The sequence below is a fragment of the Thermomonas sp. genome (genome assembly GCF_046293095.1).
Lineage (GTDB): Bacteria > Pseudomonadota > Gammaproteobacteria > Xanthomonadales > Xanthomonadaceae > Thermomonas.
This window is the reverse complement of the sequence record NZ_JBKBPN010000003.1, coordinates 1-12,514: the sequence shown is the minus strand read 5'-3', so window position 1 is coordinate 12,514 and position 12,514 is coordinate 1. Positions and strand designations below refer to the sequence as shown.

At 55.7% G+C, this 12,514-nt stretch carries 19 protein-coding genes; 5 read left to right on the top strand and 14 right to left on the bottom strand.

What is annotated here, in order from left to right; genetic code table 11:
* Positions 1 to 106: 106 nt before the first annotated feature.
* Positions 107 to 1,141: a 2-hydroxyacid dehydrogenase gene (locus tag ACK4SG_RS06110; RefSeq protein WP_409600777.1), complete on the top strand. Its 1,035-nt coding sequence runs from the start codon at positions 107 to 109 to the stop codon at positions 1,139 to 1,141.
* Between the two features lie 21 nt (positions 1,142 to 1,162).
* On the opposite strand, the gene ACK4SG_RS06105 is transcribed toward ACK4SG_RS06110, so the two are convergent.
* From ACK4SG_RS06105 to ACK4SG_RS06055, 11 genes are all read right to left on the bottom strand, one after another.
* Positions 1,163 to 1,405 (bottom strand): hypothetical protein, encoded by a 243-nt coding sequence (locus ACK4SG_RS06105; RefSeq protein ID WP_409600775.1) that lies wholly within the window; start codon positions 1,403 to 1,405, stop codon positions 1,163 to 1,165.
* A gap of 19 nt (positions 1,406 to 1,424) precedes the next feature.
* On the bottom strand, positions 1,425 to 1,835 hold the full coding sequence (locus tag ACK4SG_RS06100; RefSeq protein ID WP_409600773.1) for a hypothetical protein: 411 nt from the start codon (positions 1,833 to 1,835) through the stop codon (positions 1,425 to 1,427).
* A gap of 63 nt (positions 1,836 to 1,898) precedes the next feature.
* Complete coding sequence (locus ACK4SG_RS06095; protein ID WP_409600771.1) at positions 1,899 to 2,165, bottom strand: hypothetical protein; 267 nt, start codon at positions 2,163 to 2,165, stop codon at positions 1,899 to 1,901.
* 126 nt (positions 2,166 to 2,291) lie between these two features.
* On the bottom strand, positions 2,292 to 2,678 hold the full coding sequence (locus ACK4SG_RS06090; protein ID WP_409600769.1) for a hypothetical protein: 387 nt from the start codon (positions 2,676 to 2,678) through the stop codon (positions 2,292 to 2,294).
* A 120-nt stretch (positions 2,679 to 2,798) separates the two neighbouring features.
* Positions 2,799 to 3,266, bottom strand: coding sequence for a hypothetical protein (locus tag ACK4SG_RS06085; RefSeq protein ID WP_409600767.1), 468 nt, complete (start codon positions 3,264 to 3,266; stop codon positions 2,799 to 2,801).
* 75 nt (positions 3,267 to 3,341) lie between these two features.
* Positions 3,342 to 3,812, bottom strand: coding sequence for an HNH endonuclease (locus ACK4SG_RS06080; protein ID WP_409600765.1), 471 nt, complete (start codon positions 3,810 to 3,812; stop codon positions 3,342 to 3,344).
* A gap of 141 nt (positions 3,813 to 3,953) precedes the next feature.
* On the bottom strand, positions 3,954 to 4,391 hold the full coding sequence (locus tag ACK4SG_RS06075; protein WP_409600763.1) for a hypothetical protein: 438 nt from the start codon (positions 4,389 to 4,391) through the stop codon (positions 3,954 to 3,956).
* A 625-nt stretch (positions 4,392 to 5,016) separates the two neighbouring features.
* Entirely contained in the window at positions 5,017 to 5,574 is a 558-nt protein-coding gene (locus tag ACK4SG_RS06070) for a hypothetical protein (protein WP_409600761.1), read from the bottom strand.
* Between the two features lie 724 nt (positions 5,575 to 6,298).
* Positions 6,299 to 6,514 (bottom strand): hypothetical protein, encoded by a 216-nt coding sequence (locus ACK4SG_RS06065; protein WP_409600759.1) that lies wholly within the window; start codon positions 6,512 to 6,514, stop codon positions 6,299 to 6,301.
* A 161-nt stretch (positions 6,515 to 6,675) separates the two neighbouring features.
* The gene (locus ACK4SG_RS06060; RefSeq protein WP_409600757.1) at positions 6,676 to 7,305 is read right to left on the bottom strand and encodes a hypothetical protein; all 630 of its coding nucleotides are present in this window, start codon (positions 7,303 to 7,305) and stop codon (positions 6,676 to 6,678) included.
* 79 nt (positions 7,306 to 7,384) lie between these two features.
* A complete protein-coding gene (locus ACK4SG_RS06055; protein WP_409600755.1) occupies positions 7,385 to 8,320 on the bottom strand; it encodes an HNH endonuclease in 936 nt (311 codons plus the stop codon).
* Between the two features lie 668 nt (positions 8,321 to 8,988).
* On the opposite strand from ACK4SG_RS06055, the gene ACK4SG_RS06050 reads away from it, so the two are divergent.
* The gene (locus ACK4SG_RS06050; protein WP_409600753.1) at positions 8,989 to 9,501 is read left to right on the top strand and encodes an SAM-dependent methyltransferase; all 513 of its coding nucleotides are present in this window, start codon (positions 8,989 to 8,991) and stop codon (positions 9,499 to 9,501) included.
* A gap of 160 nt (positions 9,502 to 9,661) precedes the next feature.
* On the opposite strand, the gene ACK4SG_RS06045 is transcribed toward ACK4SG_RS06050, so the two are convergent.
* Entirely contained in the window at positions 9,662 to 9,898 is a 237-nt protein-coding gene (locus tag ACK4SG_RS06045; protein ID WP_409600751.1) for a hypothetical protein, read from the bottom strand.
* Between the two features lie 99 nt (positions 9,899 to 9,997).
* Here ACK4SG_RS06045 and ACK4SG_RS06040 point away from each other — a divergent pair, with 99 nt between their 5' ends.
* Entirely contained in the window at positions 9,998 to 10,426 is a 429-nt protein-coding gene (locus ACK4SG_RS06040) for an HD domain-containing protein (RefSeq protein WP_409600749.1), read from the top strand.
* Positions 10,427 to 10,526: 100 nt separating this feature from the next.
* Positions 10,527 to 10,766 carry a hypothetical protein gene (locus tag ACK4SG_RS06035; RefSeq protein WP_409600747.1) on the top strand — a complete coding sequence of 80 codons (240 nt, stop codon included), beginning with the start codon at positions 10,527 to 10,529 and terminating at the stop codon, positions 10,764 to 10,766.
* A gap of 97 nt (positions 10,767 to 10,863) precedes the next feature.
* Here ACK4SG_RS06035 and ACK4SG_RS06030 read toward each other — a convergent pair whose 3' ends face one another.
* Together ACK4SG_RS06030 and ACK4SG_RS06025 are read right to left on the bottom strand one after the other, a co-directional pair.
* The gene (locus tag ACK4SG_RS06030; RefSeq protein WP_409600745.1) at positions 10,864 to 11,430 is read right to left on the bottom strand and encodes a hypothetical protein; all 567 of its coding nucleotides are present in this window, start codon (positions 11,428 to 11,430) and stop codon (positions 10,864 to 10,866) included.
* Between the two features lie 68 nt (positions 11,431 to 11,498).
* Positions 11,499 to 12,041 carry a hypothetical protein gene (locus ACK4SG_RS06025; protein ID WP_409600743.1) on the bottom strand — a complete coding sequence of 181 codons (543 nt, stop codon included), beginning with the start codon at positions 12,039 to 12,041 and terminating at the stop codon, positions 11,499 to 11,501.
* Between the two features lie 89 nt (positions 12,042 to 12,130).
* Between ACK4SG_RS06025 and ACK4SG_RS06020 the strand changes: the two genes are divergently transcribed.
* Positions 12,131 to 12,397, top strand: a complete 267-nt coding sequence (locus tag ACK4SG_RS06020; RefSeq protein ID WP_409600741.1) for a hypothetical protein — start codon at positions 12,131 to 12,133, stop codon at positions 12,395 to 12,397.
* Positions 12,398 to 12,514 lie beyond the last annotated feature (117 nt).

The window sequence follows — 12,514 nt, the reverse complement described above, 5'->3', positions numbered from 1 at the left end:
CGTAGAAGACGCACCAAGCCGGCCCGGCGCTACCATGCCGCGATTGCGGGCGTCGATCACCACGGGGGGACGGGAAATGCCAGATCCAACGCAGCCAGCCAGCGCGATGGCCGCTACGTCCAGTCAGACGCAGCGCCCGCGGGTGGCGGTGTTCAGTACCCGAAGCTATGACCGCACCAGCCTGACCGACGCCGATCCCGGCCAGCAAATCGACTGGGTGTTTTTCGACCAGCGGCTGGATGCCGCGACGGTCGGCGCCGCCGAGGGTGTGCTGGCCGTGTGCGTGTTCGTCAACGATCAGGTCGATGCCGCTGTCGTGCGGCAACTGGCCGCCATGGGCGTGCGCCTGGTGCTGCTGCGCTGCGCCGGGTTCAACAACGTCGATCTGGTCGCGGCGGCCGAAGCCGGCGTGGCGGTGGCGCGGGTGCCGGAATACTCGCCGCATGCCGTGGCCGAGCACACCCTGGCCTTGCTGCTGGCTTTAAATCGCAAGATCCACCGCGCCTACAACCGGGTGCGCGAGGGCAACTTTGCGCTGGATGGCCTGCTGGGCTTTGATCTGCACGGCAAGACCATCGGCGTGGTGGGCACTGGCCGCATCGGCGCGACGTTCTGCCGGATTCTGACCGGCTTTGGCGTGCATCTGCTGGCAACCGACCCGGCCCCCAGTGAGGCAGTCCGCGCCATGGGGGTGCAGTACGTCGAACGGAATGAGTTGCTGGAGCGCAGTGACGTGGTGTCACTGCATTGCCCGCTGACCCCGGCCACCCGCCACCTGATCGACGCAGCGGCACTGGCGCGGATGAAACCGGGCGCCATGCTGCTCAATACCAGCCGCGGCGCGGTGGTGGATGCCAAGGCGCTGATCCGCGTGCTCAAATCCGGCCAGCTTGGGGCGCTGGGGCTGGATGTGTACGAAGAAGAGGCCCACCTGTTTTTCCGCGACCTGTCCGGACAGGTGCTGCAGGACGACGTGTTTGCCCGCCTGCTCACCTTTCCCAATGTGCTGATCACCGGCCACCAGGGCTTTTTCACCCGGGAAGCACTCGCCGCTATTGCGGCCACAACGGTCGATAACCTGCACCAATTCCTGGTCACCGGCCAGCCGCGACACCCCGTGTCGGTGGAGCGGATTGCGTAGGGGATGGGGCGTCGGTGCGAGCTACCAGAAAAAGGTTCTTACTTCTGGAACGAACAGGCCCACCACAAACCAGATCGTGTGCCCAACCCAGCAGACAAGCGTGTAGAGGGCAATCTGCTCCGAATTCCATTGTAGAGCAAAGAACCAGTCCACGATCAGCAAGGAACGCCAGCCTTCGAACCACGCGGCAGCTCCGCCCCACACTACCCACCACACGAAGGCAGTGTTCGCTAGGTACAAGGCGATCCAAAGGAAGAGGTTCATGCAGTCTATAACACCCGAATTAAGCCGCGCCGCGAGGCGGTGTCGGCTTGGACGAATCGCTGGGATTGACCGCCCGGGCTGTGATGTACCCGACTATCCCGCCAATAGCGCCGCACAGCGCAAGCCAAAGGAAAGTTGGCACAGCAAGCTCTGGGGTGGCCAGCAGCAAGATGCTCCATGGGAGTGCTGCGCACAGTGCGCCGATTAGTACCCAGGTGATCCAATTGAGTCGCTTGAGGTGGTTGAGCAAGAGCAGCGCAGGGATCACCAGAAATAGCGTTTGTGCAGCTGCAACCATGAGCGGAAAAACAATCAGCTTGGGGTTTTGGGATAGGAAGAAGCCGGAGCCCAGCGAGTCAAAAACTACGAAAGCCGCAACGGCAGCGAATGTCCCTGCGAGTGATCCAATGAACAGCGCGTTGAATTTCATAGCGGCAGTCATAACGCCTGAGTTAAGCTGCGCCGCCGAAGCGGCGTCGGCTTGAATGACTTGTTAGAACTCAGCCGTACGCTTTGGATAGACATGGTAGCGGTTAGGACCCGTACGCTCGACGACGACACAGTCTCCGGCCTTTAACTGGTGGGTGGCAAAGAACTCACCGACCCAGGCGCGCTTGCGGAAGATCTTCTTGTCTCCTGCAATGTCAGTAATGACTGGCTCGCCAATGCCAGAGTGAACCTCCAAGAGTTGAGACGCCAGCTCCGCCTCTGAGCTGCCACCAATAGAGGCGACGGGGAAAAGTTCCATGATGCTCGTCAAGTATAGGTGATTGTTGTTCAAGTTGCCCTGCGTGAGTTCAATAATTCCGTAGCGCAAAATCTATCCCCTGAGTTCTAACACCTGAGTTAAGCCGCGCCGCAAAGTGGCGTCGGTTTGAATGAATTATTAGGTTGCAGCCGGGTGACTCGCTCGCTTCTTGACGAGTGCTTGACCAAGTTGGGCGCCTACGATGGTTGCTACACCGGAACCCAAGAACGCAGCCCAGTTGTGTCGAGCAATTCCTGGAAGCGGATTTGGATCGACTGGTGCCGCGATTGCATAAAGGAAGTAGACCGTAACGGTCCAGAGGGCTAGCCAAAGGGCGATCGCTGGAAGAACGAACCCATTGCGTGCGACGATGCCACCTGCGAAGGCGCTCAACAGCGCTATCACTACAGATCGAAGGCCGATTTGTTCAACCGAGTCTGCCAAGAATGCGTTGGCAACGTTGTAAAAGAGGAAGGCTGTTGCAATCAGGATAACGATGCCGAGCCAGAGCCTTGTTGACGACATGCGAAAAATCTCCTTTAGCAACCAAACGTTTGAGGTAGCCGGCCGCCGTAGCCGCGCAGCGGCGGAGGGAACCTGTAAGCGCAGCTTGCAAGCGGTCCGTGTTAACTGAAAGGTTAGGTCTCAGTGCACAAAGTACTGAAGGTAGGCTTCGGTTAGAGTGTCTTGCTTGATACCACCGAGATACTCGACGCTGATCTTGAGAGCGAACCCGACAGAATCACAGTTTCTACAACTGTTGTTTTCAGAAACTGAAATCATTTTGAACTGAGAGGCGTCCTTGCTTGGTGCAACTTGTTGCGCAAGAGCGAACACGGATCCGAGGGATATAGTTACTCTTGGTGAGATCGGCTGGCCCTGAGACATAGGGACGACAATCTGTTTTGATTCTTTTCCGGGCTCCGCTGGCAAGAGCACTGCTACAGATGTGACGGTGGCAGAGGACTCAGAATACTTGTTTGTCAGGGTTAGCTTTGCTTCCTGGCCTTCCAAGTGAATGGCATAGTCCAAGTTACCACCGAGCTCTTTGGCAATGGTTGCATTGGTCGAGAGGGCAAGCAGCGAAACTGCAACGACAGATAACGGACGCATGAGCGCTCCTTGTGAGTAGAGACCTAACACCTGATTTAAGCCGTGCCGCGAAGTGGCGTCGGTTTGAATTAATTGTTAGAGCTTGCCTGCTCGCTTGCCACTATTACAGTCAAAGCAAAGTGTCCAAAGATTGCTGTCATCATTTGTGCCTCCATTCGCCACGGCCACCTTATGATCTACCTCAAGTCTTGCTCCATCTTTGGCAGTTTTTCCGCATATCTGGCAGCGGTAGGAGTCACGCTTAAGGATCTCGAATCGCTTCCTCTTGGTTAGCGGAATACGTGTGTAGCGGATCCGTAATAGCTCAAAAAGCTTGATGCTGCCATTATGCTTCCACTTTTCCGCCAGATTATGCGCGTTCTCAGGTCTGTGGGCTAGCTCGCTTGATTGAAGCTTCTTTATGCTGCGTTCTAGGTAACGCCAATTTTCAGAACCGTGATGTTGAAAATGATCCTCTTTGGCGAAAATATCACATGCGACACAGTAGTAAATGTCAATCTTATCTGGGTCAGCATCCCCATGTAAGAAGTAACGATTTGCTTTCATGGTGGCTCTAACACCTGAGTTAAGCCGCGCCGCAGCGGTGGTGGGTTCTACTCCGAAAGCGAGGTCTGGCTAGGATAGTGCGTCGCCGGTGGTCTCTGTCAAGGCGATGTGTGTCACCACCATCCTTGGCATTCGGCTTGGTCACTGGCCAGTTTGCGTAATGCGCAGGGTGGCCTGCGGGGCGATGCCGCGGTCGAGTGATTGCAGTTCGATTTCATACTGGCCCATGCGGGCGGTGGTGGGTTTGCCGCCCATCGGGCTGGTATTGAGGCTGAATTCTTTTCCCGGGCCGTGGGGGGGGGTCCAGCGCAGGCGGATTTCGGCATTGCCTTCCCAGACGCATTGCACGCCCGGTGGGCAGCGGGAATCGTTGATCAGGGCGAGATAGGCGAGCTGGCTGGCATCGGGCAGGCGGGCGTGTTCGCCTAGCGACAGGACGAGTATCAGCGGCGCAGACGGTGTTTCACCGGGGGCGGTGGGTGTGGGCATGGCGGTGTTCTCCGGGCGGGGGGCGGCCGCCTGTGGGCTGGCGGCGCAGGCGGCCAGCAGAAGGGCGGCAAGGGCGGGCAGCAGACGCATGGCAACCTCCAAGAGGGGGTTGCGTTGGTATAGCACGTTGCCGGCGGGGATGGCGGCCAGTGTGGGCGCGGTGTGGGAATCCCCGGATATGTCAGAAAGTCCGGCTGGCCATGGTCGGCGTTGTGCCGATCTGATTCAGTGATCCTCGCCGTCGCCGCCCATTGCGAGGGATGGGCAAAGCACAATGAAATGACGCTTTGGCCGCGCCTTGAGGCGGGCGGTCACCTTGAACGATGATTTGGCACCGCCTAAGGGAGCACAATTTTAAGTGTGCAGAAGTACAAGGCAACGCAAAACGTCCAGTAAGCCCAAAGCGTCAGCCGAATAGTTGAAATTTTTTGCGCCCAGCGACAAAAAGATGCACCTACACCTAAGAATGCTACGCCGCCAGTGATTAGGGATATGCCAGCGAGAACTGCGTGGCCGCCATGCAAAGTATTTTTTCCGAACAGCCAATAACCGAAATCTGGCCCCATTATGGGTGGAAGTGTGGCTGTAACAACTGCCCTCACGCCAGGCACAATGAGAAAGAATGCAAAAGGAGAGACGATAAGCATTACGAGGGATGTATGTACCCAGGTAGGTAGATCCTCATCTCGGACTCGCCAAATCGACATATATGCACCTAACGTTCGACGTAATGGGCTGGCCGCAGGCCAGTCCCCTTGACGGAGGGGTTATGTTCTTCGCACGGTTGAACGAGCAGCCCGTAGTTGGCCTGCTTGGCGTAAACGAACCGTCCGGTGCTGACCTCAAAAAGCATGTCAGTGGACACGATCCTTCCCCACCAAGTTTGGATGAAGAGAAGGTCCTCATTGATCCACTTGAGGCGTGCGTTGTCCCTGAGCCCCACTATTTCGATACGCCAAGAAACCGCATCTCCCTTTGTTGAGAAAACGTCGATCGTATTGGAGTAAGGCCCTGGCTTCATTGTGTCGGCGATGACGACACGGTTGAATGCTCTTGTTCGATGAGGAGACTCTGGAGTGAACTCCGGATCGCTTTCGCGGAGTACGCGGTCGGGCCTTTGCAGCAAAGGTTTGACGGAAAAGCGGCTTTCCAGCGGCACGAAGTGTGAGTCGTCGTACTTGACTACTTGATCGTTACAGTCCATCAGAGGCTCTGTTGCGCAGACCTCGGTGGCGGCAATGATAAGAATGAAGCCGGCGGCGGCTAGTCGCATTCTGAAGAACCTAACGTTTGAGCTTAGGCCGCGGCCAGTCAGGGCCGTCGCGCCTGTAGCGAATGGTTGGGCATCAGCGGGCCGAGTTGCTTTTTCTAACTAGGCTAACGATGCCTGCAATAGTAGCAATTAGGAGCACCGGGTAGATCACAAGAAGATCTATGCGGATATTGCACTCGCCCGTACACAGAACACGCGCATACATCAGGTATTCATAGACGCCGTATGCTGCCCATAGCGCCGCGATTACCCCTGGAAGCACCTTCCCTCGCAAGTAGGCAGCTATGGCGAATGCAACTCCAATGAGGAGTGCGCCGAGAGGAAAGATGATTAGTAGAGATAGTGTTTCCATGATACCTAACGCTGGAGCTAAGCGGCCACATCAATCGCAAAGCGATTGATTGGTCCGCTTGAGCGAAATGTTAGGCGCAGAGCATTGCATAGATTTGGAAGACCGAGCCCACGAGGACAGCCGCAAACCCTATCACCTGATGCAGAAACTGACCTCGGAGCTCGGCCGACAACGTCTCGATGTTGGCCGAAAAGGTGTCGTACGTGACGGCAGACGGAAACTTGCTTAGCGCTCTCCGAGTGCGAAACGACTGAACTGCAAGATAGAGCGCGCCAAGAAGCTGGACCAAGACGCCGACTAGTGCCGCAAGCTCTGAAGACATCCGATGCCTCGCCCGAAGTTGAAAGACTCTGACCTACCAGGTTGCTGCCGTTACTCGGGGCGTTTCCACTCAGATTGCCGCGACTGGCCGATGTGGGCCAGCCATGCTTCTGCTTGTGCGGGAATAGAGATGTTGGCGTAGATCGAGTCCTTCTGCAGGTACTGCCGAATCGTCGTGAGCTCTTTCTCGATTCCTTTCAGATAGCCGTGAACCACGAGGCCGATCCAAGCAACCAATACGACGAGAAGAATGACGAGGAAGATCATGACGCTCTCAACTCCTTGATAGAGAAGCTTCAATGCACGACGAACGAACAGCTGCGCCTAACACCTGAGTTAAGCCGGGACGCGTAGCGGCTTGGCGATGTGGTACACGATACCGCGTTAGCCGAGCCGCGAAGCGGTCTCGGCTTGAACGAATAGTTAGATCACTTATTGCGGTTATACCAAGCTTTTGTTTGGTTAATAGTCTTGTGAAGAGTTTCGAGTGCTCGCGCAGACATTCCAAGATGATATGTGGTGTTGCTATTAATTTTTTCTGTCAGATGGACAGTGTTTCTTACCTTCCTTAGTGCCTCTAACTCGGTTACTAGTACTGAATTAATAATTTTCTCTTCTTTGGCAACGGCGATATGCCACCAGAATTTCTGTCCTCGGACGGCTGCGCTGAGATCGCCAAAACGACTCCATTGAATCTTGGCGTTGCCTGATGGGAACTTGTGTTCAAACTGACGGCCTTTGAACTTGTTCTTCTGCAAACCATGGGAAATCATTTCAGAAAGCATAGTCTCGCAGATTGATCCATAGTCAATTACTTGTGCTCTTACATGCGCGAATTGCTCCTTGTCCTCGACAAGAAGCGCAAGGCCAACTTTGTATATCCATCTAGCTCCGTGGAAGGTATCGCAAATTGCGCTCCGGACGTTGTCATCTTTGATATGCTCAAACCACTTCGTGTCAAGCTTTTCGGCATCCGCTATTCCGGTGCGTGCGAACCCGGAAACCGCATTAATCATCGCCTTGCCGAAGTGTTCCGGAACCGCCTTTTCAGCAACCATGACACTCTCCAAAGTGATCTAACGTGGAGGTCACCGGCGCTGCGCCGCTTTTTGGCGCAGCGTCCGGTGGACCGCAGGGTTATGCCTTCCCGTTGGCATGTTGGAACAAGAAATTGGCCAGAAGATATTTGGTGTGAGATCTATTGGCTGGATCGAAGACATAAAGCACAGCATCGTCTATGGAACGAGCGAAGGCTTCTTGCTCTCCGCAATATTCGATGGTAGAGGCAATTCCGAAGATCGACACAACGCACGAGTTGTGAAGTAGCAAGACGTAGTGAGCATCTTGCCCAGGCAATATGGCCTTCAGAGGGCCGAGGTCAATGCCGAGGCCACCGGCAATTTCATCCCGTCGTTGATGCCGGAGAGCGCATCGAAGGGCCTCGGCGACGGGAGAGCCGGTTACATACATATCTCCGAACTCAAGCGCTGCAATTTCGTAGGCAATCTTGATGCTTTCGAGGACAAGGACGTTGATATCAATTGAGAACAAATACTTGATTGTTGGCTGGTGGGAAACCGGCACAGCGACCTTCTTGGCGTCCTGAACAGCCTGAGCTACCTTGGTTTGAATGTCGTCGTCAGGCATACCGAGACTTCGGTAGTAGCGAGTGATCTTTTTCCGAAGGATGGACTCAATGTCTCCTTCATCTTCCTTGTCAATGGTGATGCTGATTTCGAGACCCTGATCGGTTCTTTGCTCGGTAACCATCGGCTTGACGTATGGCTTGAATTGCTCATCAAGCCGGACGCTCAACTCCCGGCCTTCGTGGGTTATTGCTCCGTAAGCACCGAATGGATTGGGAACTGAGCCGCCCTTTCCCGGAATCTGATAGGACTGACGTGGCAATTGAACCAGCACGGTGTTGGAAAACGGGCCGTCGATTGTGCTGCCGAGATTGCTGTTGCATTCCTTGCAGAGTAGCCTCGGTTTCAGAGAGCCTCCGATGCAGTCTGGAACAATATGTTCCTCTGTGAGTTCACGCTCGTTGCGGCAAAAGATACATAGGGGCATGGTTAGTGTTCCCAGAAGGTATAACACCTGAGTTAAGCCGGACCGCTGCGCGGCACGGCGTGATGGTACACGTCACCATTTAAGCCGAGCCGCGAAGCGGTCTCGGCTTGAACGAATAGTTAGGTCTAGCTCTCTGTGTAGGAAGCGCCAGACGGACTCACAAGAACCCGATACTCACGAGAACGCCACGCCTTGCGAGCTTCAGGAGAAACATTGGCCGGCAATGTTGTGCGAAGCCGAAAGCTCGCCATTTGCGTCTCGCCTACCGTGACGGGCTTGGACCAACCGATAAACTCCCACCCCTTACTGGCTGGGAGTTGGTAGAGAACGGGTGACTCACCCAGATCGTCGTATGACGCCGTGATGTAGAGCTTTACGCTTGGGCAGGATGCGACAGGACCCCCGCACTCAAGCACAGCTTCTGGAATTGCGAAGACACGCACAAAGTACGGTTGGTTCGAAGAAGAATCGGTGGTTGCGATTTCCTCAAGCAGACCAAGAGTGGACGCTAGGCCGACATTCTTGGATGGCGCGAGGTCGCGTGCGAAAGCGATCGCTGGAAGAAGGACAGCCAAGGCGACGAGATATTTCATGCTAGACCTAACGCAGAGTTAAGCCGTGGCGGAACGCCATCGGCTTGAACGCCCTGTTAGGGCGGAATGCACACTATGGAGAAGCAGTTGGACGCAGATGGAAAGCAAGTGCTGGACCCCTGCTGCGGTGGCCGCATGATGTGGCTCGACCGCGAGAACCCGAACGTGGTGTTCGGCGACAAGCGCAGCGAGGTCATCACAGTCACCGACCGATCGCACGGGAACGCGAATGGCCAGCGCACCTTGCGGATTGAGCCAGACGTGCCGCTGGACTTCCGGGCGCTTCCATACGCGGATGGCACGTTCAAGCTGGTCGCGTTTGATCCGCCGCACCTGGTCCGCGCCGGCCCGAAAAGCTGGTTGGCGGCGAAATACGGGAAGCTCAGCGAGAACTGGCGGGATGACTTGCGCGCCGGATTTGCCGAATGCTTCCGCGTGTTGTCCACCGACGGAGTGCTGGTTTTCAAGTGGAACGAAACACAGGTGAAGGTGACCGAGGTGCTGGCGCTGACGCCAATCGCGCCGATGTTCGGTCACTTGTCTGGCCGGAAGGGCTTGACCCACTGGCTCGTGTTTATGAAGCCCTAACACCTGAGTTAAGCCGGCCCGCTGCCGGTAATTCCAAGCCCCGTTGAAGCCGAGAAGCGGGCTCGGCTTGGACGAATTGTTAGACCCCCGGAGTATCTACGCATGTGGATAAATACTGAACGTGAGCGCGACGCCACTGAATCACTAATTGCAAAAGGACTTAAGAAGAAACCTTGCGAACCCATTCCTCGAAATGATCAACCGCAATCAGCCGCGTTTCGGATACTGGCTGTGAAAGCAGCGCCGTGCGTAGAGCATCAAGTCGATAAAGGCTCATTGCGCGGAATCGGTCTTTCGGGATCTCTTGGGCAAGAGCAAGAATCAGTGAGCGGAGTGAATCAATCTGCCCTTGAATGTAAGCGGGATACTGAAAAAGATGATCGTAACCTTGGGACATAAGGAATCTCCATTCAGGGGGCTAACAACCAAGTTCAGCGGTGACGCGAAGCGGCATCCGCTGCGACGCAGAGTTATGCCCCAGCAACCGGAGCACGATATGACGCTAGTAGAGAAAGCCAAAGACCTGGCGCACCGCGCACATGCCGGGCAGGTGGACAAGGCAGGACGCCCGTACATTGAGCATGTAGCGCGCGTGGCGGCCGCGGTGGCAGACGATCCCGAAGCCGAGGCGGTGGCGTGGCTGCATGATGTGCTGGAGGACTCCGAGAGCCATGCGGACGAAGTTTACGCCGGCTTTCCGCAGAACATAGTTGGCGCTGTTGTGATGTTGACACGCCACGCATCCGGGACGAATAGCGAATATTACGCATCCATCCGACTGTTCCCGGCAGCCCTGCGCGTCAAGCTGGCCGACATAGCCGACAACGCCGACGAAGCACGGCTTGCGCTACTGGATGAAAAGACGGCTGCAAGGCTGCGAAGGAAGTATGCGAAGGCGCTAGCAGCGCTGGGGCATAACACCTGAGTTAAGCCGGCCCGCATGCCGGACATTTCAAACCCCGTTGAAGCCGAGATGCGGGCTCGGCTTGAACGAATTGTTAGCACTCAACTTATTGGAGAGTGACATGAGCAACAAGATCAAGGTGCAAGTGAGCATTGAAGGCCGGTGGCGTGCTGGCGGTGTTGTTGAAATGACCCGTGAGCAATACGAAATGTTGGGCGCACGACTTGATACTCGCCCGCGCGGCTACGAACGCGAAATGCTGTCCTGGGAAATCATGGACGCCTGCCGGATCGAGCTGCGCGACGGCGACGTTGATGATTTGGAGATCGAGGATTTCATTGAAGTCGGCGTTGAGGTCTAACACCTGAGTTTAGCCGCGCCGCTGCACGGCCACAAAAGAGAACGCAAGATACCTTGAAAGATTGTGGCCGTGAAGCGGTGTCGGCTTGAACGAATTGTTAGGTGGCTGGCTCTATGAGAGTGAATCGCACGCCTGCTGCGGAGAGGTCAGCTGGTGTTAGCCAAAGGATTGATTTGTGGGGAATCTGGCGGGCCTTGGCAATCAAAGACTCCGAAAAGCCAGCGTGGCGCAACATGTCGTCAGAAATCTTCTGCCTGGCCGGTGCGGCCAAAAGCTCCAACGGTCCCGGAGCCTCCTTCCTTGGTCGTCCTGCGTGGAGCCCGAGACGTGCACTGGAGGTCAGTTCACGATGATCCGCTGCGGCCCAGAGATGAACGCATGCGCTTGCACATTTACCCGCGACGCGCACAGCAATACCGTGTTCGTTGAGCAGTCGCGCAGCTCCCTTTGCTTGGAGTGTGAGTCCACCTGGACTCTCGATGTAGACACGTTTAATTTTTGGATTCTCCGCAATCTTGAGGCGAAGTTCTTCCTCAAATCCATCGGTAATTCGACCGAGCACCATGAAATGCCCGAGTCGTTCGATCGGGGCAATTCGGAATTGCGGCGCAGGTGCGGAGCCGCTGGATGCTAGGAGTGCCAACAAAATTGCGAGGGTCTTCAAGCCTGCCACCTAACACCTGAGTTAAGCCGCGCCGCGAAGCGGTGTCGGCTTGAACGAATTGTTAGCCTTCACAGGTGATCGCACGCTGCGTGGACGTATTCAGAAAACGTTTCAATATCGCGTAGTTTCGACGCGATGTCGGGCTCGTTTTCAAAATATCCAGCTAAACGTTTGACCTGTTCCTCCTCCTCATGGTTGATTCGCGTAGTGACGCACCAACCGGGGCCATAACTAATCATGACATCGGTGATGCTGGAACGTTCGGCTGCAAGTTCCATCGCGGCGTGAAAATTTATGTCCGACGCCAGCCTATGAAATGGCTGACCAACTTTGTGTGACGGATGGTTAATATGGTCAATGCAGGATCCGAGGCCACGCTCTTGGGCGAGGTTATATACGCAGTCCACCTGCAGCATTAAGCGCCAGATCTCTGCGTCCTCGGCACGCACGACAAACACATCGCAGCCAAGGCGCTCCGAGAACCCTCGTGCGACTGCCGTTGCGTCATCGAACCTGTCAGCTTCGTAGCCGAAGCGCAACAGCACGCCGTATTCATCTGGCCCACAACGTGAACAGCGTGGTGGTGAATCGGGAATGAAGAAGTCATCCATAAAGGCTAACGCTGCGGTTAAGCCGCGTAGCGAAGCGGAGTCGGCTTGAACCGCCTGTTAGCTGGCAACGAACAATGACGGAGAACGAGATGAAGGTTTACAGCGTAGCGATTGAAGCGATGTGCAATGTCGTGGTGTTGGCAGATTCAGAGGATGAGGCGCTGAACATTGCCACGCGCAACGTCAGATACGGGGATTTCGAGCTGACAACTGGCGGGCCGGCGGATGAAATCAACGACGACCCGGAAGAAGAAAACCTAGCCCGCGCCACTTACATCCGACACGCGGACAAGATTTTCGGTAGCGATGGGCGGGAGCTGAGGCCGGCGCAGGCGCTGCAGCTTCTTGCCAGCTAACGCCTGAATTAAGCTGCGCCGCGAAGCGGCGTCGGCTTGAATGAATTGTTAGTAGCGCTATTCTGGAAGTGAATAGCCGACTTTTGTGTCAGTGACGGTGATAAATCCTTGCTGTTC